The following is a 19,139-nucleotide window of genomic DNA, read 5'->3' as shown; positions in this document are numbered from 1 at the left end:
GCGCTTTTTCGTTCCGTTACCTGAGGATTAGGCGCCTTGCAGAAAGTTCCGATGACCGCAACCGGTCTGCAACGACTTGAAGACGAGTTGCGTCGTCTCAAATCCGAAGAGCGTCCGGCGATCATCCGCGCCATCGCCGAAGCGCGCGAACATGGCGATCTGTCCGAAAACGCTGAATATCACGCCGCGCGCGAACGCCAGTCCTTCGTCGAAGGCCGGGTGCTCGAGCTTGAAGAAATCATCTCGACGGCTGAGGTCATAGACCCGTCCACCCTGTCGGGCGATCAGGTGAAATTCGGCGCACGCGTGAAGCTTGTCGACGAAGAGACCGACAAGGAAGCGTCGTACCAGATCGTCGGCGTCCACGAGGCCGACATCAAACAGGGCCTGCTGTCCGTGTCTTCCCCACTCGCGAAATCCCTGATCGGCAAGTCGATTGGAGACACCGTATCGGTTCCCGCCCCTGGCGGCGACCGGACTTACGAAATCCTCTCCGTCATCTACGCTTAACGGTACCCGACCCGTGATCACCTTCAACGACGTTCTGGCCGCCGCCGCGCGGATAGAAGGGCGCGTGCTTCGCACGCCGACCGTGCCCTCCCATACCCTGTCCCGCGCGGCCGGGGCCGAGATTACGTTGAAGCTGGACAACCTGCAGGCAGTAGGATCGTTCAAGGAGCGCGGCGCGGCCAACAAACTGGCCCTGCTGACGCCCGAGGAGCGCGCGCGCGGCGTAATCACCGTGTCGGCGGGCAACCACGCGCAGGGCGTCGCGCGTCACGCGAGCCTGCTGGGTATCGACGCCGTCATCGTGATGCCCCGCTTCACCCCTGCCGGAAAAGTCACGCGCACCACAAGCTGGGGCGCGCGGGTCATTCTTGAGGGCGACAATTTCGCGGAAGCGACACTGTTCGCGAACGATCTGCAGGAGCGCGAAGGTCGCGTCTTCGTGCATCCCTACGACGATGACGCCGTCATGGCCGGGCAAGGCACCTTCGCCCTCGAACTTTGTCAGGACGCAGGCGAACTCGACGCGCTGGTCATGCCGATCGGCGGCGGCGGGCTGCTTTCCGGATCGGCCGTCGCGGCCCGCGCGTTGCGTCCGAATATGAAAATGGTCGGCGTGCAGGTTGAGAGCTACTCCTCCCTCTCCGCATTTCCCGGAGCCGAGATCACGCCGCCGGGTGGCGCCACGATCGCCGAGGGCATCGCCGTGCTGAAGATCGGCAGGCGCCCATATGACGTGATCAAGGAATACGTCTCCGACATCGTCGTCGTCAGCGAACGCGATGTGGAAGACGCGATCACCATGCTCGCCGAAGCCACGAAACAGGTGAGCGAGGGCGCAGGCGCAGCGGCGCTCGCCGCCGTCATAAAACGGCCCGATCTGTTTGCCGGAAAACGCGTCGCCATTCCCATAACCGGCGGCAACATCGACAGCCGCATCCTCGCCAACACCCTGCTTCGGGCGATGCTGCGCGACGGACGGCTGCTTCGTCTGGCTATGGAAATCCCGGATCGGCCGGGCGTGCTCGCCGACATTTCCAGGACGATTGGGGAAGCTGGCGGCAATATCCTCGAGGTCTCGCACCAGCGCCTCTTCGCGGCGCCGTCTGTGCAGGCCGCCGAACTGGAAGTCATGATCGAGGCGCGCGACCCGCAGCACGCGCAGGATATCACTACCGCACTCGCCGCATCCTATATCGTCAGGCGGGTCTGATCCCGCCTGCCCGGTTGGGCGACGCTTATTTGTCGTCCAACGTGAGCCCGATTTTCAGGGTGACCTGATAATGGCTGACCTTTCCATGCTCGATGTGGCCCCGCGTGCTGGTCACCTCGAACCAGCGAAGGTGTTTTTCGTCCTTGGCCAGCGTCGAAACGGCGTTCTCAATCGCTGCTTCGACCGACTTCCCGGACGATCCGACGACCTCTACGACGCGGTAAACGTGATCTGACATCCTGACTTCTCCTGTGATGCATTGATCAGGCCCTTGATGCGAATAACGCGCCCGCCGGGAAAAGGATCACCGCAAACTTTCCGAAATCACATAAGCAGATAGAAATTAACCGAAATTACATATCTCTCGACTACGCCTATGAATGCGAAACACGCATAACGGAGACGACGGGTGGCGGGGCTTGGGATAAGGCTGGATGCGAATGATCGGATGATCATCAACGGCGCCGGCATACATTTTCTGACCTCCGCGCAGATTCGACTGACCAATCAGGCGCGGTTTCTCTTCGGCCGCCAGCTTCTTCCTCCAGAGCAGGCCAACACGCCCGCGCGCAGAATCTACTACGCGCTTCAGACCGCCTATGTCGGAACGCCGGAGGAGCGCACGTCGGCATTTTCGGAAGCCCGTTATTATATAGAAATTTTTTCGAAAGAGACGACGTCGGAAACGGCGCGGGAACTGCTTTCGTCCGCCTTGGCGTCAGCAGAGCAGGAAGATCTGTATACGGCCTTGAAACTGGCGCGACGGATTATCAGGCATGAGGACGCAGTATTGGGGGCGACCAAAAAAGATTTAGGCGTCTAATTATTCATCCTGTTAACTCCACCTTAGGTTTTCTGACGTCAGATGTCGTTGCTGCAAAAAATGCAGTTCCAACGGAGAAAATCTGATGTCGCTTTCAATCAACACCAATGTCGGCGCCATGGTGGCCCTTGAGTCCCTCAACGCCACGACCGACGCCCTGAACGAAGCCCAGAACGAAGTGTCGACCGGCCTGAAGGTCTCGACCGCGTCCGACGGCCCTGCCACCTACGCCATTTCGCAGCAGATCAGCGGGAACATCTCCGGTCTGTCCGCAGTTAACGACGGCCTCTCCACTGCCGCGCAAACTGTCAGCACGACCTCATCCGCAACCAGCCAGATCATCAGCACTTTGCAACTTCTGCAGACTGCGGTGACGTCGCTTGGTTCGAATCAGGGCGATACGACGGCGCTGGCCCAGACCGCTCAGGAAATCAACGGCTATCTGGACCAGATCAACACGCTCGCCCGTAACGCGACGGTCAACGGCGTCAACCTGCTGACCAGCGCGACCGATGCGAACACTGCGAACCAGGGCGCGACAGCCACTGGCGCCGTCACTGCAGGGACCCTCACCTACGTCACTGGCCTGCAGGGCTCCACGTCAACGATCACAAACGCCTTGACCTCCACGGATATCTCCGGAACGGTCGTTGCCGTTGGGACCAACTTCGCGAAACCAGCCGACACAAACACCCTCACCGACGCGCTTGGTCTCTCGTCCGGAATGGCTGCTGGCGACGCGTCTGTCACGACGGCCGGAAAGAACGTATTCGTGACGACGGCGGGCGTTTTGACCGAACAGAGCACGGATTCCGCCGGAACCGCTTATAGCGCTAACGCGATCTCCGATATGGTGTCGGTCGTTCAGAACGCTATCACCGCAATGACGAACGTTGCGTCCACGCTGGGCACAAACACGCAGACGATCACAGGCATGACGACTTATTCGTCGAACCTGTCCGACTCTCTGACGTCCACGGTAGGCGCACTGACGGACGCTGATATGGCTGCAGAAAGCGCCAAGTTGACCTCGCTCCAGACCAAGCAGGAACTGGCTATTTCCTCGCTATCGCTGGCGAAGTCCTCCTCGCAGAACATTCTGACTCTGTTCCGCTAAAAGAGCATCGCTGGGCGAAGTTCCGACTTCGCCCAGAAATTTCTCACACATGAATCGTAAATATTTTAGTATAATTCAAGAAATATTGAAAATTTGAATAGATGCGTCATTACGCAAGGTAGACTACTCCGTCAGTCAATTATCGAAAATCATTCACCGATCTTAAGTGAATTCCTGACAGACTTCGGTTGACTTCATCAGTCGTCATCACGAAGCAAGGACCGCCCGATGAACTACGGTATACGGCGTTACAACCAGAACACAGCGTCTACAATGTCTCCTCGAGACATTGAAATTCTGGCTTTCGAACAAGCCATCCGTCATCTGCGCGCGGCGCACGATCAGAAATCGCGCCTACATGCGCTGAACCTGAACCAAAAGCTCTGGTCCGCAATTCTTCGCGAAACCGGAGCCGATAACAACGGCTTTCCTCATGGGCTTCGCGCCAACCTGAGCAAACTGGCGCTTTGGGCGACCCGTTACAGCATCAACGCCATGATGCATGGCGTGACATTGAAACCTCTTGTCGATGTCAACGAAGATATCCTTGAGGGGCTCCGCTCCCCATCCGCGCGCGAAGCCGCATCAACCGATGTGCGTTCTGGCGACGAAACGGGCAAAAAACTCCTTTCCGTCTGACCAAAACGCAATTTTATCAGTTAATTTAACCGATTATTTTGTTCCGAACAGCCTGTCGCCCGCGTCACCGAGACCGGGCCGGATATAACCGTGATCGTCGAGCTCGCGATCGACAGCGCAGGTGATGATCTTCACGTCCGGATGCGCCGCCGCCAGACAGGCGACGCCTTCGGGCGCCGCGAGCAGGCACACGAAAATGATGGTGCCTGCGCCTACGCGCTTGAGGCTATCTATGGCGGCGACGGCGCTATGCCCGGTGGCCAGCATCGGGTCGACGACGATGCAATCACGCGCCTCGATATCGTCCGGCAACTTACAGTAGTATTCCACCGGTCGAAGCGTCGCCGGATCACGGAAAAGACCAATGTGCCCGACGCGCGCGGACGGCACGAGATCGAGCATCCCATCCAGTATGCCGTTTCCGGCCCGCAGGATCGAAACGAAGCAGAGTTTTTTACCGGACAGATGCTTGCCGGTGATTCTCTCAAGCGGCGTTTCGATCTCGACGTCTTCAAGCTTCAGATCCCGGGTCGCTTCGTAGGCGAGCAGAAGACTGATCTCGCGCGCCAGCCTCCGGAATCCCGCAGTGGACGTCGCGGCGTCGCGCAGGCGTGACAGTTTGTGTTGGACCAGCGGGTGATCGACGATCACGACGTTTGCGGGGTATGCGGCTTCTGACATTACGACGGGCTTGCTCCGTGATGGGTGGAAAGGCTTGGCGTTCCGAGCCGTTCAGGCAGGCTCGGACGAAGAACCGGGTTGGAAATCAAGAACGATGCCGTTCATGCAGTAGCGCAGGCCACTGGGCGGTGGTCCATCGGGGAACACGTGTCCAAGATGTCCCTTGCATTTCGCGCAATGAACTTCGGTTCGCACCATGCCAAGACTTTCGTCGGTCTCTGTTTCCACAGCGCCCGCGACCGGCGCGAAGAAAGACGGCCAACCGCTGCCGCTCTCGTATTTCGTCTCAGACGAAAACAGCGGAGTCCCGCATGCGGCGCAGCGATAAACGCCTTCGCGCTTCTCATGATTGAGTTCGCTGGAGCCAGGGCGCTCGGTCCCGTGCTGCCGAAGAATGCGCAGTTGCTCTTCGCTCAGCACGCCGCAGAGGGACACGGGTTGAGGATCGTCGGACATCGTTCTGGACCTTTCTGTCGTTTCGCTCCTGAAGCGCAACGACAATAGCGCATTTCGGGGCTTTGTTGGGGCTTATAGTCCGCGAGCGGGCTACCGCGTCAAACAAGCTTTCGCATGGACACGGCGCTTACCCGCTCGCACAGGTTGGGACCGTCAAACAGCCGCCACGCCTGCGTGGTAAGAAATGGTCACCCGACGCACCGCGGGCAAAGATGCCGCAGATGAAAAAACGGTCATGACGAACGAGGTCCGCCCACTGCCGCCGAGACGTCTCAACCCCCGTTAACCGCATACTGCCTCGGATCAACGGTAAAACTGCCGAGAAAAACGGGCCGCCATTTTATCGCGAAACTGCCTGCGCTGATGTGAACGCCTTGGAAGGGCGACGTCAGAGTGCCATCATGGCGTAAACAAACAGCCGATGCAGAGACGTCCATGTCGGATTCAAGCACACCGCTCGCCTCCCCTCGCCGCCCGGCGATGCTGGTCATCCTCGACGGCTTCGGATGGCGCGAAGATGACGCCGATAATGCCGTGCGGCAGGCGTCGACGCCGACTTTCGACAGGCTCTGGGCGGAAGGCCCACACACCTTCCTCGACACAAGCGGCGAAGACGTCGGCCTTCCTGATGGCCAGATGGGCAACTCCGAGGTCGGGCACCTGAACATCGGGGCCGGTCGCGTCGTGATGCAGGAACTCCCCCGAATCAGCCGCTCCCTCCGCGACGGCAGCCTCGCCGCCAACCCGGTGCTGACCGCATTCATCGATACGCTTCGAAAGAACGGTGGAACCTGCCACTTGCTGGGGCTGGTCTCCCCCGGCGGCGTCCACGCGCATCAGGATCACGCAGTCGGGCTCGCACGCATCGTCGCAGCCGCCGGCGTGCCCGTGGCGTTCCATATCTTCACCGACGGGCGCGACACGGCTCCTCAATCGGGAAAGGATTACGTAGCGAAACTGCTCGCTGATATGCCCGATGGCGTCACCGTCGCCTCTATTTCCGGCCGTTACTACGCCATGGATCGCGACAATCGCTGGGAGCGGGTATCGCGCGTCTATGACGTTCTGACGTCAGCCTCCGGTCCGAGAGCGGAGTCCGCCGGGGCGGTGCTGGACGCTTCCTACAAGGCGGAAGTCACCGACGAATTCGTCGAACCAACCGTGTTGGGCGATTACGCAGGCATGAAGGACGGCGACGGAATTCTCTCCTTCAACTTCCGCGCCGATCGTATCCGCGAACTGCTGAACGCCCTGCTGGATCCGGACTTCACGGGCTTCGAGCGCAAGGCCGTGCGGCGCTTCGCGGCGGCGGTCGCCATGACGCGTTACAGCGACGATCTGGCCAGGCTGACGACCGTTCTCTTTCCGCCGCAGAGCCTGACGCAGCTTCTCGGAGAAGTCGTGTCAGCGGCAGGAAAGACGCAGCTACGCATGGCCGAGACCGAGAAATATCCGCACGTCACCTACTTCCTGAACGGCGGTCGGGAAGCGCAGTTCGACGGCGAAGACCGGATTATGGTGCCGTCGCCGAAAGTCGCGACCTACGACCTACAACCGGAGATGTCAGCGCCCGAGTTGACCGATCGCGCGGTTGAGGCGATCGACAGCGGAAAATACGACCTGATCGTGCTTAATTTCGCCAACCCGGACATGGTCGGCCATACCGGCGTGCTGAAAGCCGCGATCAAGGCCGTCGAGACGGTGGACACCGGCCTTGGCAAAATCGCCGACGCAATTGCGCGTCAGGGCGGCGCCCTGTTGGTGACGGCGGATCACGGTAACTGCGAACTTATGCGTGACCCGGAGACCGGCGGCCCGCATACGGCGCATACGCTCAACCAGGTGCCCTGCGTGCTCGCGGGCGTGCCCGGCGTCACCTTGCGACCCGGCAGGCTCGCCGATCTCGCGCCGACGCTGCTCGCGCTGATGAAGGTCGCCCAGCCCGAAGCGATGACGGGGCAGTCATTGATCGAAACCGCTTCAGCGTGAGGTTGACGATCCGGACTGGCGGGTGGTGGAAAAACAAAGCAACGCGGCGCGTATCTGGCCGTCGTTTCAAGTGTGTCAGCCAATAAAAGCGCGCCCCTGCCTGATCGCATTTTTCGTTGGAGCAGCCCACGGCGAGCGCCCCGACGAGCTGCGGCGGATGACGTGGCTGCGCCCTTGAAAATGCAGCGGCCTGTTTTCATCATGTCTTTAGCAAGCGGATTCAGCACAGCGCCGATGCAGCCCCCGGCATGCCGGGGAGCCTCTTCCTTACCGATGATCGCCAGCCGGTCATCCGTGCTTCGGCTGCTGGCGCCCGCAGTGGCAGTCTCTCTGGCCGCCTCTCCCGTCGCATCGTCGGCTGCGGCGCACCATCATGCCGCCCAACATAGAACCTCCGGCACAAGCAAGACCGCGCCCGCGAACCCGCGAGCCTCCAGCGCACACTCCTCGCGCGCGGCGCTGGACGCCGCACGCGCTCAGGAAACTGCTTTGAAAAAGCAACGAGACGAGCAGGCGACACGTCTGGCTGCGGCGCGGCAGACCAGCACGGCCGCCGCCGAACAGGCGGCGCACGACAAGGCCAAAGCCACGGCCCTGTCCGCCGCGACCGTCGCGGCAGCCGCACGGCTTCAGGAAACGGATGCGAAGGTGCAGTCCGTCCGCGATCAGATCGCCGCCCTCCGGCAGGAGCAACAGCATCTGCGTGACTCATTGTCCGAAGACGCTAAGGCCGTAGCACCCGTGCTGCCGCTCGCCAACAGGCTGCGCCTCTACCCTGCCGACACGCTGCTGGCCAACCCATTGTCCCCGTCCGACGCAGTGACTGGCCTTCTGATCATCCGCGGCCTTTCGACGTCTCTGGAGAGTCACGCGGAGACGCTGCGGAAACGCAATGCGGAATTGGTGGAGCTTGACAAGACCTTGTCCTCCCGTCTGGCCGAGGCGAACGCGCTGGAACACAGCCAGAGCCAGCAACAGAGCGCGCTGGCGGCGCAGACGCGCGCGGCGCGCGACGCGCAGATCCGCTCCAACGCGGCTGCGCGCCAGTCCTCGGCGCGCGTCGCGACGGAAGCAGCCCGCGCCTCTTCATTACAGGACGCGATAGCCCATATCGTCGCGGCCGAAGCCGCCGCGATGGCGCAACTCCAACGTGAAGCCGAAGCCGCTGAACGCGCCCACCGCCTTGCCGCAGCGGCCGAGGCTCGCAACCGCGCAAAGCGGTTGGCGGATGGCGATGGGGCTGGCCCGACAGCCTCCAGCGCAGGACCAGTTTCCAGCCACGCACGCGGCGGCGGCGGCGTAGTGGCGGGCACTCTCGTCACGGCGTGGGGACAGCAAACAGAATCAGGCCCGGCTTCAGGGATGACCTTTCGTACATCCCCCGGCGCCAGTGTCCGCTCTCCTTGTGCGGGAACGGTCGAATTCGCGTCGCCATTCCGCAGTTATGGGCAGATGCTGATTCTCAACTGCGGACGGGGCTATCGTTTCGTTCTGGCTGGTCTTGGGACACTGGACGCCGCACCGGGCCAGACTCTAGTGAAAGGCGCCGCCATCGGCTCCATGTCCGGATCAGGATCGAGCCTGCTTGTGCAGCTTCGAAAAGGGCAGTCGGCCGTCGATCCTGCTCCATTTCTCTAGGGCGTCCGGTGATGCTCCCGACGCAGGAACGTTCGCGTCCCTCGCCTGCCGGGGACAGGAATTGGTTCAGGGTTTGCGACGGCGCCTTTTTAGCGTCTAAAACCGGGTTTAGCCGATAGGTAAGGCTTATCGTGGATGATCCGGCGCGTCCGGGCGATTCGCGTCGCGAAGATTACTGGGAGTCGCCATCACCGGCCAGCGGGTGGCGCAGGAGACGATAGCGTATGACGTTCCGCACCGGCTTACTGTTCGGCGCCGCTTTTATCGCAGGCATTACGGCGGGGCCGGAACTTACCCGCCTCGCCTACTCGGGCGCAGCGTCATTGACTGGCGCCGCCTTCGCGCAGGAGGCCTCCGTTGGCAAGGACGGGGCCGACAAGACCGGCAACCACGCCGAGACCTACAAGCTCCTGACTCTGTTCGGCAGCATCTTCGACCTGGTTCGCGCCAACTACGTGGAACCTGTGTCCGATCGCGACCTGATCACGAACTCGCTGAACGGCATGCTGAGCGGCCTTGACCCGCACAGCTCCTACATGACCGAAAAGCAGTACGCCGACATGCAGGTGCAGACCACCGGCAAGTTCGGAGGCCTCGGGCTGGAGGTGCAGGGAGAGGACGGTCACATCCGCGTCGTCTCCCCGATTGACGGCACGCCTGCGTGGCGCGCGGGCGTGAAGCCCGGCGACTTCATTGTGGCGATCGACGGCCACAACATCGATGGCAGTCCCCTGAATGAAGCCGTCGAGAAGATGCGCGGCAAGCCGGACACCAAAATCACGCTGACGCTGATCCGCGAAAAGACGCCGAAACCGATCGTGCTGACGCTGACGCGCGAGATCATCCATATTCAGGTCGTCAAGTCGGCGCTGTACGACAAAACGGGCTATATCCGCATCGCACAGTTCGACGAGGAAACGACGGACGAACTGCACAAAGCTTACGACAAGCTGGTGAAGCAGGCTGGCGGCAAACTCAACGGTCTCGTGATTGATCTGCGTAACGATCCGGGCGGCCTGCTCAATCAGGCGATCGACGTTTCGTCCTCATTTATCAAGAACGGCGAAATCGTCTCCACCCGCGCCCGCCGTCCCAAGGACAGCCAGCGCTGGGACGCGAAAGGTTCTGACATGACGGGCGGACTTCCCGTTGTCGTGTTGACCAACGGTGGGTCCGCATCGGCCAGCGAAATCGTGTCCGGGGCGCTGCAAGATCACCGTCGGGCTATCCTTCTTGGAACCAAGACCTTCGGCAAAGGCTCAGTCCAGACCGTCATGCCGATACCGGGCAACGGCGCCGTGCGCCTGACGACCGCGCGGTACTACACGCCGTCCGGGCGCTCGATCCAGGGGTTGGGCATCGTTCCTGACATCGTCGTCAAGGAAACGCGCGAGGACCCCGGATTCAGCATCCGCGAAGCCGATCTGGCGCATATCATCAAGAACGAAGGAGGCAATCAGACGAAGCCGCCTGCGCGCGACGACATTCCGGCCATCGCCGCTCAGATACCGAACCAACCTCCGGCGAACTGGCCGACATTCGACGTGACAAAGCCCACGACGGATTTCCAGTTGCAGGAAGGGCTCCGTGTCGTACGCAGCATGGCTGGCGTAGCTGCTCCAGATCCTGTCGCGTCGCTGCCTCCCGAGCAGACGACCGCTGCAAAGAACGAGGCTCCCCATCACTGACGGTATGACGTCCCCCGACGACGAGTTCTCCGCCATTCTGAGCGGCGAGCGGGCGCCTCCCTCCCTCTGGAGGCGCCTGCCTCCGTCCGGGCGCCTGTTCGTCAGGTTCTGGGGCGGAGTTGGCGTGCTGCTGCTTATCGCGGCGGCCGCGTTGCGCTTCATGCCCGCAAGCTATCTCCCTGAAGAGACGAAGCCGCGGAAGCATGTCGAACAAGCGACATCGTCGTCGCCCCACGCCACCGGAGCGGCCCAGACGGCGGGTGTCAGACCCATCACCGAACCGATCCCCGCGTTGTTGGCGCCAATGGCCGGGGACCCGGACCACCACCTTCCCCAACGCGGCCCCAACGGCGAAACGCCGCGTGAAGCCTATGCGGCCGCCTTGCCCATGGTTCCGCAAGGCAATGTTCGCGTCGCCCTGCTTCTCTCCGGTTTCGGCATGTCACAGGACATGAGCGAGACGGCCCTCGACGACTTGCCTTCGGGCGTTTCGTTCGCAGTCCCCGCGTCTGCGGCCGCGGCTCCCGCCTTGCTCGACGAATCGCGCAAGACCGGACACGAGCTGTTTCTGGCGCTACCCATGGAGCCCGCCGCCGCACCGCTCGACGACGAAGGGCCACATAGTCTCGGATACGACCACACCGTGCAGGCGGACCAGAACGACCTGAATTGGTCGCTCTCTCGGTTCGACGGTTATGTCGGTGTGACGAACGCCTTTTCCGGCCAGGATGGAGGCGCATACGCGCAGTCGCCGGATTTCCGGATGGTGGCGAAGCAGCTCGATGAACGCGGGCTGCTCTATTTCAACGCGACGCCGGGCGCTCCGCGTTACGGACCCGTGATCGGCGGCGACGCGTCGTTCACCTTCGATACGGCCGCTGATGCGGACGGCGTCGACAGCCAACTCGCGTGGCTGCTCCAGATTGCAAAAGCAAAGGGCGAGGCCACAGGCGTCGCGGGACCGATCCGGCCGGTTCTGGTGCAACGCATAGCCGCCTGGGCGAAAGGACTCGCCGCGAAAGGCGTCACGCTTGTCCCGGTTAGTTCGCTGTCGGACAAACCTGCCTCCGCCGCCAGTTCTCCAGCGAACAGAAGCGATGCATCGACAGATCCCTCGCTCGCGTCGCCGCCCGCACCAACTGTCGCGGTGTCACCCACTGTCAACGCTTCACCGCTGCCGCCAGCATCCACACAATCTGTTCCGGTTTCGCCCAGCGTCAGCGCCACACCACTTTCTTCTCCCGCAGCTGATGGCTTGGCGACTCCCGCGAAACCGCCTCAGCCGGCAGCAAATGCTCCCTCAACCACCACCTCCGGATTCTAGGAACGATGGCGCACGATCTTCCGCCAGCGCCTAAGCCTGATGATCTCCCCTACCGCCGAAATGTCGGCGGGGTCGTGTTCAACGCGGCCGGGCAGGCGTTCATTGCTCGTCGCACGGACATGCCGGGGGCTGGTGGCGGGCCTGACGATGGCGTGTGGCAGTGCCCGCAAGGCGGCATTGACGATCACGAAGAGCCCGAGACTGCGATCCTGCGCGAAATGCACGAGGAGACCGGCATGTCTTCGCTTCAGATACTTGGCGTCTGCGAAGACTGGCTCAGTTACGATCTGCCGTCGAAATTGATCGGCAAGGCGCTCGGCGGCCGTTACCGGGGACAGACACAAAAGTGGTTCGCACTACGTTTCACGGGCCCAGAAAGCGAGATTCGGCTCGATCTGGATGCGCATATCGAATTCGACGCCTGGAAATGGGTCGAATTTTCGTCACTACCGCTGCTGAACGTCGGCTTTAAGAAACCGGTTTACGAACGCCTCGTGCTTGAGTTCGCCCGCTTCGCCACGCCAGCCTAACCGCAGCGAACACTCCAAAACTGGCGCGTCGCGGTGATCCGCCCGAGCAATAAACTACGTTTCTTACAGGCGATAGAAATAGTTTTCTTAATTGTGGTCCGTAAACCGGCGTGGGCGTCCTGATGCCCTGACGCAGTTTATGGCGCTCTCCCCCACCAAACCGATCGATCGAGAGAATTTCCGCTCCGGCATCAGCCCCACCCCGAGCGGAGAACCTCATCTGATCGACCAGAATATCTTAAGCGAGGGAGACGGCGGACCACTCTACGGCCTGCTCGTCTTCCCTTTTTACCTGCCGGTCAGCGAGACCGACCAGATTTCAATAGCGATATTGCCAGAGCAATCCGACGCTGCTCCCGGGATCGTTCTCCGGCGTCGTGAACCCCGTTACGGTGCCCCCTGTGCCAACCGTCGTGTTCAGCTTCAGTTGCTTCGTCAGATCGACCTGAACCTGAGCCTGCGAACCAGAGCCAGAAGTCGCCTGTTTCGCGCCGACATAAACGCCCTTCATGACGTATTTTCCGGCTTCGATACTGGTTCCGCCATTGCCCACGCCTGAACCACCGCCAATCGCGAGACGATCCAGCCCGAGCGATTTACGCGCGGCGCCCAGAGGATCGAACGCCGACCCGCCGGTCAACGTCGCCAGCGCGACGCCAATTTCCGCCATCTGCGTGCTCGACAGCGAATGCGCGTCGGTGCCGAAAAGAAGCATGGCCAGCACCTGATCCTGCGGCAGAGACGGGATGGAGTCGAAGCTGATCTTCGGGCTGCTGGCGTATCCCCCCACCTTGAGCATCGCCGTCTCGCCGTTGACGTTGCGTTGCGCCTCAAAATCCAGGGTGGGATCGAGCTTATGGTTAACGCCACTGCCGTTGAAGGCCACCTGACCACGCGTGAAATTCAGAGAGATGCCAGCCAGATCGAATATGCCACGACGCATGTCGAACCCGCCGCTGATCTGTGGTGCGGAAGCGACGCCGCCCACATGCAGCTTGCCCGCCATTTCCGCATCGAGACCGTGACCGCGAACGAAGAACGATCCCGGCGATTTGACCGCTATGTCCAGAGCAATGACCCGGGAGCCAGTGGACGTTGTTTCGGGCGCCGGCGGCTTATCTCCGGGCCGCACGACGTTGAGCGTGGCGACGGAGCCAGGCATCGAATTCGGGATATTGATCTCTACGTTAGGCAAATCGATCGATCCAGCGACGTCGATCCGCGTATCTGCCTGCCCTTTCACTACGATGTCCGAATTGATGATGGCCGTCAGAAGATCGCTCGCGACAGGCTGCGCCTTGTTCGCCGTGAAATGCAGGTTCACCGGCATGCCCGGCGCGAACGCGCCGACAGTTCCGGCCAACGCGATCGTTCCGGCGCCCGCCTTCGCCGTGAAGGACTGGATCGCAATCGTATCGTGCTGGGCCGCGATCGACGCCTCTATGTTCTGGATATGCACGCCCTGAGCGAAATCCTGCACGTCTCCGCCGTGAAGCGTGACCGTTCCACTCGCGTCAGGTTTGGCCGCCGTGCCGGCTACGTTCAACGCGAAGCGCAATTCGCCGAGCGCCTGGCGTCCACTCGCCCCCAACACTGCGTTCGCCAGCGAGAGATCGAGCGCGCCTGTGCTTCGCACGTTGAGCGGACCAGTCGCCGAAAGCGGAACAGTGCCGGACGCAGACAGATCGAGCTTCGGCCCTGCCCCAATCCGCGCGTCGATGGCGGCGTTGGCGCCCGCAAGATTGGCCGATGCGTCGATACGGGCAGGCGGAAGCGACGCCGCGTCTCCGTCCAGCATACGCAAATCGCGCGCTTGCACCGTAACCTTACCGCGCGGCGCGGCGAGCGCGCCGCTGAGCGCTGCGTCCGCCGAGATGCTTCCTGCCGCGTGCAGCGTCGGCGCGAACGGACGAGCAAGCGCGGGCGTGAGATTACGCACGGAAGCCGTCACGGCGAGCGCGGGTTTCATCGTTCCGGCGACGTCGATCGTCGCAGGCGCAACGCCCGGCGGCGCGAGAGTCAGGCGCAGATGATCGACGCCCATCTTTTCGCCGTAGCTGACCTTTGCGGGCGCCAGAAGCTTCAACGCCTCACCTTTCGCCGTCGCAGCAAGGCGGTCGATCCGCACCTGTTTCCCCGGAACATCGACCAACGCAGAGAGATCCAGCTGACCGGGGGCACCGTAAAGCTCGCTGAAACGCGCCTGCGCGGTCGTGGCGAGCGCTGTCTGCGGGCCCTTGACCGTCGCGTTCAAAGACCCGGCCACCGACGGCGCCGCAACCTTGTCCAGCGCGAGCGTCAAATTGGCGGACGGCGCGTTTTCTGGATCCGTGACGACACCCGAAAGCAACAGTTTACCCACGCTGTATGGCGCAAGCGCTGCATTACCATCGATCTTGATCGCCGCCTGCACCGGTGCGTTGGCCGTGGCCTCCGTCGTGTGGACAGAGGCCGAGAGCGCGCCCGCAATCGGCTGTCCGATCAGGTTGCGCAGATCGGCGAGACGCGCCACACGCAGATCAATCGTCCCCAGCGGAATCTTGCGGCCGGCAGGCAGGTCGAGAGCGCCTTCGCCATGCGCGCTGTTCCAGTCGAATTTGTTCAGAGACACGTGGCGCGTGCCCGCCTGGTCCTGCGCCAGAGCCAGATCGAGCGCGAGAGGCGCCTTGTCGAGCGTTCCCTTGGCCGTAACGTGGCCACTCGGGGCACCCGGCAAATGGGCAAGCGCCGCATCGAGCGTCAGCGGGCCTTTGGGCATCGTCGCCGTGCCAAAATCTGTGGCCAGATGCGCCGTGGCCGCAAGATCGTCCGTGGGGCCACTCGCCGCAAGGTCGAGTTTGGCCGAACCGCGCAGACTGGGCGCAGCCGCAGAAAGGTCCGGCAGGGCCAGCGCAGCTTTGACGTCGACCGTCGTCGCGGCGTCCTTCTGCGTGGCGTCGCCGCTGGCGGAAAGGTGCAAAGCGCGTCCGTCGAGAGTCAGCGTGTCGATATGCACGACCTTGCCTGCGCCCTCAGGGCGCATCGTCACACGGGCGGCAAGCTTGCCGACGTCGCCTATGAGCGCGACCGCCTGCGGCAGACCGCTTTTCGCGGCCAGCGTGCCGTTCAGGGCGAGCGTCGTTACTGCGTCCGGGCTGCTGGACGACGCAGACGGCGGCAAAGCGAACGTCGCATCGAAAGCCGCATGGCCTCCGAGCTTCTGCCCTCCCATCGCCGCCAATGGCGCGAGATCAGGCAGATCCGCGGTCGCACGCCCCTTAACCGCAGGCGCTGTATCGGCCTGCGCGGTCACATGCAGAAGAGGATGAGATACGTCCAGCGTCGCGGGTTTCGTCGTCTGACCGGGCGCGAACGTCGCATCGATCTGGACCGGCGCCGCCGCCAGAAGGGTCGGATTGCCGCCGGGAATACGCAGACCGTTCGCCGTGGCGTGCAGATGAAGCACATCGGGCGATTGCCCTGTTCCAAGCCCGTCGAACTGCGCTGCAAGAGAGCCGACCTGAGCCGATCCCGCAACGAGACTGTCTATGGCGAGCGTGGCGTTACCCGAGGGCGCACTCATCGCGCCGTTCAGTTTCGCGTCGAGCGCAACCGAATTCCAGCTGACGCCAGTCATCGGCGTCATCGCCGGGGCTCTTACGCTGGCGTTGATATCTGCGACGTTCTTCAGCAGGTTCAGCGCCCCTGTCACGGACGCCGTCACGGCCCCCGCCGTCGCGTGCACGTCAAGGGCAGCATGATCTGTCGGACCGGAGAGCGTCATGTTCATGGCGAGCGGGGTCAATTCCGGCATTTTCGCCATGCTGGCGACGAACCCGTCCTTACCGTCCTGCGCCGACAACCTGATGGCCAGATGCGTCGCTTCCGTACGAGCCGCAATGGTAAGGCGACCCGCAGCGTCAAGACGGTTCACGTCAATAGCGACATCTGCGGGCGGCAACTTCGCGAACGACACACCGTTCAAAAGACCGTCCAGGTCGCCGATGCGGGCATGACCGGACAGCGACAGCGCCGCTGCGACACCTGCGACCGGCGCGCCGACCTCGATCCTTCGTCCATCGACCTGATCCAGTCTGATGGAAAGTCCCGTGTGGGTGGGCGAAGATTTAGTCGCCTGCGCCGTGCTGGACGCATCCGTCGCAGGCAGACGCGGAATAGCCAGACGATCAAAGGCGAGCTTTTCAACATGCGTGCTGCGCCCGACCAGCGCGAGCGGCGACCAGTCTAGGACAAGATTGTCGAGCGTCAGCCACGCGCCCTTCGCGTCGTGCAACTCTATCTTCTGGATATGCAACGCGTCCGGAAAACGCCCTGACAGGCCGGTGATTTTCACCATACCGCCCGTCAGCGAAAGAGCCTGCCGCTCTATGAAGCGCCGCCCGGGGTCGACATTCGCGCCGACAAGCGCAAGCACGAGCGTCAGCACGACGAAGCCTAGCAGACCCGCGGCGGTGAAACCGGCGCCGCGCAGGATCCGCCGTGTCAGCGAACGCCGCGGGGGCGTTTCGAGCGACTCATCTTGAGGACGAAGAGATTCGCGGGGAGCGTCAACCATCAGAACGTCTCCCCGAGACCGATGTACAATTCCCATTTGTCGCCACGCGGCGGCCGGTTGAGTGGCACGGCGATATCAAGACGGATGGGTCCTATGGGGGTGTAATAACGAACGCCGCCGCCAGCCCCGACGCGCAACGTGCCGGTGAAAGGCGAACTGCCCGACCCGACCTGCCCGGCGTCGACGAACGCGGCCGCGCCGAAGCTGCTCAGGATGCGTTGTCGGAATTCGACCGTGCCTGCATCGAGAGATGTGCCGCCGATGGCGTATTTTGTGCCCGCAAACTGGGGACCGACGCCCTGATATCGAAAGCCACGGATCGTGGCGCTGCCGCCGCCATACAGACGCTGGTCGGGCGGGATATCGTAAGTCGACGCGCCCTGAACGCTGCCGACGATGGCCCGAAAGGCGAAGACGCTGCGCCCCTCCTTGCTCAGCCCAAAGCGGGCGAGATCGAAATATGTGGATGCGTTCGCCTGCAGCAACGCGAAGAAGGATGTGTGGTTGATGACCGAAGCCGATGGCGTGGCGCTCAGGGAGACGCGGAAACCATGCGTCGCAGGCACAAGCGGCGAGGAGACTTCGGTGTTGTCGAACGTGGCGGTCAGCGGGGCGAACACCAGCGTGTAATCGCGCGTGACGCCGAACTGGTTGATGCTTTCCTGTTCGGCGGCCACTCCGTAGTTCACGTTCCAGTATTTGTTCAAACGACGCACGATGCCGGCGCGCGCGAGCAACGCAGTCTGGCGGTAAGAATAGAAAAGCTGGCGCAGGCCTTCGACGCGAAAGCTGGCGTTCTGGTTCTTCCCCGGAAAATCCGGTTTGAAAAGATCGGCGTAGACGTCGTAACCCAGCCCCTGCTGCGCGGACCCGCCCAGTCCCGTCACCAGCGCCGTAAGGCGCAGGCGCTCGGCGTTGCCGAACAGGTTGTAATGCGTCCACGTCGTTCCGACCCGACCGCCAAGGTCGGTGGAATAGGCGACTTCGGCGCCGATCGAATGGCGTTTGGCCTCCTGAAAATTGAACGTCAGGGGCATCGTGCCATCGGGGGCCAACTTGGGCGCGTCCTTCACGCCGACGGTCGAAAAGACGCCGAGCGAAGCCAACCCTTGCCTTGCGTCCTCGATTTTCGACGGCTGATACAACTGACCCGGCGCCACGGTCATGGCGCGTCTGATGAAGGCCGGATGCGTACGTTGCAGCCCATCCAGAGAGATGGCGCCGATATTGGCTCGCGGGCCGATCGTCACCGGGAACCGCAGGTCGAGCGTTCGGGTCGTTGGCCGAAGATAGGCGGTCGGCGTCGCCACGGCGGCGAGCGGATGCCCTTCCTCCTTCAGGCGGGTCTCGAGAGAACCTCCCGCGGAGAGCACCGTCGCCGCGATCGCCGGGTTGCCCGTCTTGAGGCCGAACGCCTGTCTTTCGCTGTCAGAAAGCGTGACCTGACCTTCGCCGTCAGCAGCGGTCATGGAGATCGCGCCGATTGAATATTGCGGACCTCTTTTGACCGAGATCGAGATTTTCAGCGTCACGCCCTTGGGCGTATCCGCGAGCCATTGCGGCAAGCCGATGTCGTTGCCCTGAATATTGGATTCCTGAGGATTTTGAGCGGATTTTGGGCGCTGTACGGTGATCGTCGCAGCGCCATCGTAATAACCGAAACTCTCGAGCGCAGTCTTCACGCGCCCGTAATCGCTGCGAATGCGCCCGGCCAACGCAAACGGCCCGACTGCCTGCGTTTTTTGCAAACTGAGAAGATCGGAAGACGCGTTGATCGCCGCATCCAGATCACCATCGCCTGATGCGGCGATCTTGGTGGCGTACGGAATCGTCTGCCCGACCGGCGCCGAGGCTGCAGGCTTCGCGCCAGAGCTGGCCACAGCGTTGAACGCCGTGCATACGACAGCCACGCCCGCGCACGTCAGCGCCCTTACGATCCAGCGTTTGCGACGCCGGGAGCGCCCCCCCCTGCCGACCGA

At 62.3% G+C, this 19,139-nt stretch carries 15 protein-coding genes; 10 read left to right on the top strand and 5 right to left on the bottom strand.

The window, feature by feature from the left end; all coding sequences use genetic code 11:
- Positions 1 to 36 precede the first annotated feature (36 nt).
- The gene (gene greA / locus J2D73_RS06120; RefSeq protein WP_026399304.1) at positions 37 to 510 is read left to right on the top strand and encodes a transcription elongation factor GreA; all 474 of its coding nucleotides are present in this window, start codon (positions 37 to 39) and stop codon (positions 508 to 510) included.
- A gap of 13 nt (positions 511 to 523) precedes the next feature.
- Positions 524 to 1,720: a threonine ammonia-lyase gene (locus J2D73_RS06115; protein WP_207880329.1), complete on the top strand. Its 1,197-nt coding sequence runs from the start codon at positions 524 to 526 to the stop codon at positions 1,718 to 1,720.
- Between the two features lie 25 nt (positions 1,721 to 1,745).
- On the opposite strand, the gene J2D73_RS06110 is transcribed toward J2D73_RS06115, so the two are convergent.
- Positions 1,746 to 1,958 carry a dodecin gene (locus tag J2D73_RS06110; RefSeq protein ID WP_207880327.1) on the bottom strand — a complete coding sequence of 71 codons (213 nt, stop codon included), beginning with the start codon at positions 1,956 to 1,958 and terminating at the stop codon, positions 1,746 to 1,748.
- Between the two features lie 171 nt (positions 1,959 to 2,129).
- On the opposite strand from J2D73_RS06110, the gene J2D73_RS06105 reads away from it, so the two are divergent.
- From J2D73_RS06105 to J2D73_RS06095, 3 genes are all read left to right on the top strand, one after another.
- A complete protein-coding gene (locus J2D73_RS06105) occupies positions 2,130 to 2,543 on the top strand; it encodes a flagellar biosynthesis repressor FlbT (protein WP_207880325.1) in 414 nt (137 codons plus the stop codon).
- Positions 2,544 to 2,628: 85 nt separating this feature from the next.
- Positions 2,629 to 3,660, top strand: a complete 1,032-nt coding sequence (locus tag J2D73_RS06100) for a flagellin (protein ID WP_207880323.1) — start codon at positions 2,629 to 2,631, stop codon at positions 3,658 to 3,660.
- Positions 3,661 to 3,888: 228 nt separating this feature from the next.
- Positions 3,889 to 4,299, top strand: coding sequence for a flagellar biosynthesis regulator FlaF (locus J2D73_RS06095; RefSeq protein ID WP_207880321.1), 411 nt, complete (start codon positions 3,889 to 3,891; stop codon positions 4,297 to 4,299).
- Between the two features lie 33 nt (positions 4,300 to 4,332).
- Here the strand turns inward: J2D73_RS06095 and upp are convergent, their stop codons facing one another.
- Positions 4,333 to 4,980, bottom strand: coding sequence for a uracil phosphoribosyltransferase (upp, locus tag J2D73_RS06090; protein WP_207880319.1), 648 nt, complete (start codon positions 4,978 to 4,980; stop codon positions 4,333 to 4,335).
- A gap of 51 nt (positions 4,981 to 5,031) precedes the next feature.
- Positions 5,032 to 5,436, bottom strand: a complete 405-nt coding sequence (gene msrB / locus J2D73_RS06085) for a peptide-methionine (R)-S-oxide reductase MsrB (RefSeq protein WP_026399298.1) — start codon at positions 5,434 to 5,436, stop codon at positions 5,032 to 5,034.
- Between the two features lie 435 nt (positions 5,437 to 5,871).
- On the opposite strand from msrB, the gene gpmI reads away from it, so the two are divergent.
- The 5 genes from gpmI (at position 5,872) to J2D73_RS06060 (ending at position 12,605) form a co-directional block, all read left to right on the top strand.
- Positions 5,872 to 7,425: a 2,3-bisphosphoglycerate-independent phosphoglycerate mutase gene (gene gpmI / locus J2D73_RS06080; protein ID WP_207880317.1), complete on the top strand. Its 1,554-nt coding sequence runs from the start codon at positions 5,872 to 5,874 to the stop codon at positions 7,423 to 7,425.
- Between the two features lie 273 nt (positions 7,426 to 7,698).
- A complete protein-coding gene (locus tag J2D73_RS06075) occupies positions 7,699 to 9,063 on the top strand; it encodes a murein hydrolase activator EnvC family protein (protein WP_207880315.1) in 1,365 nt (454 codons plus the stop codon).
- Positions 9,064 to 9,287: 224 nt separating this feature from the next.
- Positions 9,288 to 10,751, top strand: a complete 1,464-nt coding sequence (locus J2D73_RS06070; RefSeq protein WP_207880313.1) for a S41 family peptidase — start codon at positions 9,288 to 9,290, stop codon at positions 10,749 to 10,751.
- A gap of 4 nt (positions 10,752 to 10,755) precedes the next feature.
- Positions 10,756 to 12,075, top strand: a complete 1,320-nt coding sequence (locus J2D73_RS06065) for a divergent polysaccharide deacetylase family protein (protein WP_207880311.1) — start codon at positions 10,756 to 10,758, stop codon at positions 12,073 to 12,075.
- Positions 12,076 to 12,080: 5 nt separating this feature from the next.
- Positions 12,081 to 12,605: an RNA pyrophosphohydrolase gene (locus tag J2D73_RS06060; protein ID WP_207880309.1), complete on the top strand. Its 525-nt coding sequence runs from the start codon at positions 12,081 to 12,083 to the stop codon at positions 12,603 to 12,605.
- 319 nt (positions 12,606 to 12,924) lie between these two features.
- Here J2D73_RS06060 and J2D73_RS06055 read toward each other — a convergent pair whose 3' ends face one another.
- Both J2D73_RS06055 and J2D73_RS06050 read right to left on the bottom strand, forming a co-directional pair.
- On the bottom strand, positions 12,925 to 17,160 hold the full coding sequence (locus J2D73_RS06055; protein ID WP_207880307.1) for a translocation/assembly module TamB domain-containing protein: 4,236 nt from the start codon (positions 17,158 to 17,160) through the stop codon (positions 12,925 to 12,927).
- Positions 17,160 to 19,040, bottom strand: coding sequence for an autotransporter assembly complex protein TamA (locus J2D73_RS06050; protein ID WP_408736828.1), 1,881 nt, complete (start codon positions 19,038 to 19,040; stop codon positions 17,160 to 17,162). Before J2D73_RS06050 ends, J2D73_RS06055 begins: the two co-directional genes overlap by 1 nt.
- Between the last annotated feature and the right edge of the window lie 99 nt (positions 19,041 to 19,139).

The sequence above is a fragment of the Acetobacter sacchari genome, assembly GCF_017377715.1.
In the GTDB taxonomy this organism is placed as follows: domain Bacteria; phylum Pseudomonadota; class Alphaproteobacteria; order Acetobacterales; family Acetobacteraceae; genus Acetobacter; species Acetobacter sacchari.
The sequence above is the reverse complement of the archived record's forward strand: the minus strand, read 5'-3'. Positions and strand labels throughout refer to the sequence as shown.

Bases quoted from the DNA above. Each gene is read 5' to 3' on its own strand.
- upp (WP_207880319.1), bottom strand. From the start codon at position 4,980: ATGTCAGAAGCCGCATACCCCGCAAACGTCGTGATCGTCGATCACCCG.
- gpmI (WP_207880317.1), top strand. From the start codon at position 5,872: ATGTCGGATTCAAGCACACCGCTCGCCTCCCCTCGCCGCCCGGCGATG.
- J2D73_RS06095 (WP_207880321.1), top strand. From the start codon at position 3,889: ATGAACTACGGTATACGGCGTTACAACCAGAACACAGCGTCTACAATG.
- J2D73_RS06060 (WP_207880309.1), top strand. From the start codon at position 12,081: ATGGCGCACGATCTTCCGCCAGCGCCTAAGCCTGATGATCTCCCCTAC.
- J2D73_RS06070 (WP_207880313.1), top strand. From the start codon at position 9,288: ATGACGTTCCGCACCGGCTTACTGTTCGGCGCCGCTTTTATCGCAGGC.
- J2D73_RS06100 (WP_207880323.1), top strand. From the start codon at position 2,629: ATGTCGCTTTCAATCAACACCAATGTCGGCGCCATGGTGGCCCTTGAG.
- J2D73_RS06075 (WP_207880315.1), top strand. From the start codon at position 7,699: ATGATCGCCAGCCGGTCATCCGTGCTTCGGCTGCTGGCGCCCGCAGTG.
- J2D73_RS06055 (WP_207880307.1), bottom strand. From the start codon at position 17,160: ATGGTTGACGCTCCCCGCGAATCTCTTCGTCCTCAAGATGAGTCGCTC.
- msrB (WP_026399298.1), bottom strand. From the start codon at position 5,436: ATGTCCGACGATCCTCAACCCGTGTCCCTCTGCGGCGTGCTGAGCGAA.
- J2D73_RS06110 (WP_207880327.1), bottom strand. From the start codon at position 1,958: ATGTCAGATCACGTTTACCGCGTCGTAGAGGTCGTCGGATCGTCCGGG.
- J2D73_RS06065 (WP_207880311.1), top strand. From the start codon at position 10,756: ATGACGTCCCCCGACGACGAGTTCTCCGCCATTCTGAGCGGCGAGCGG.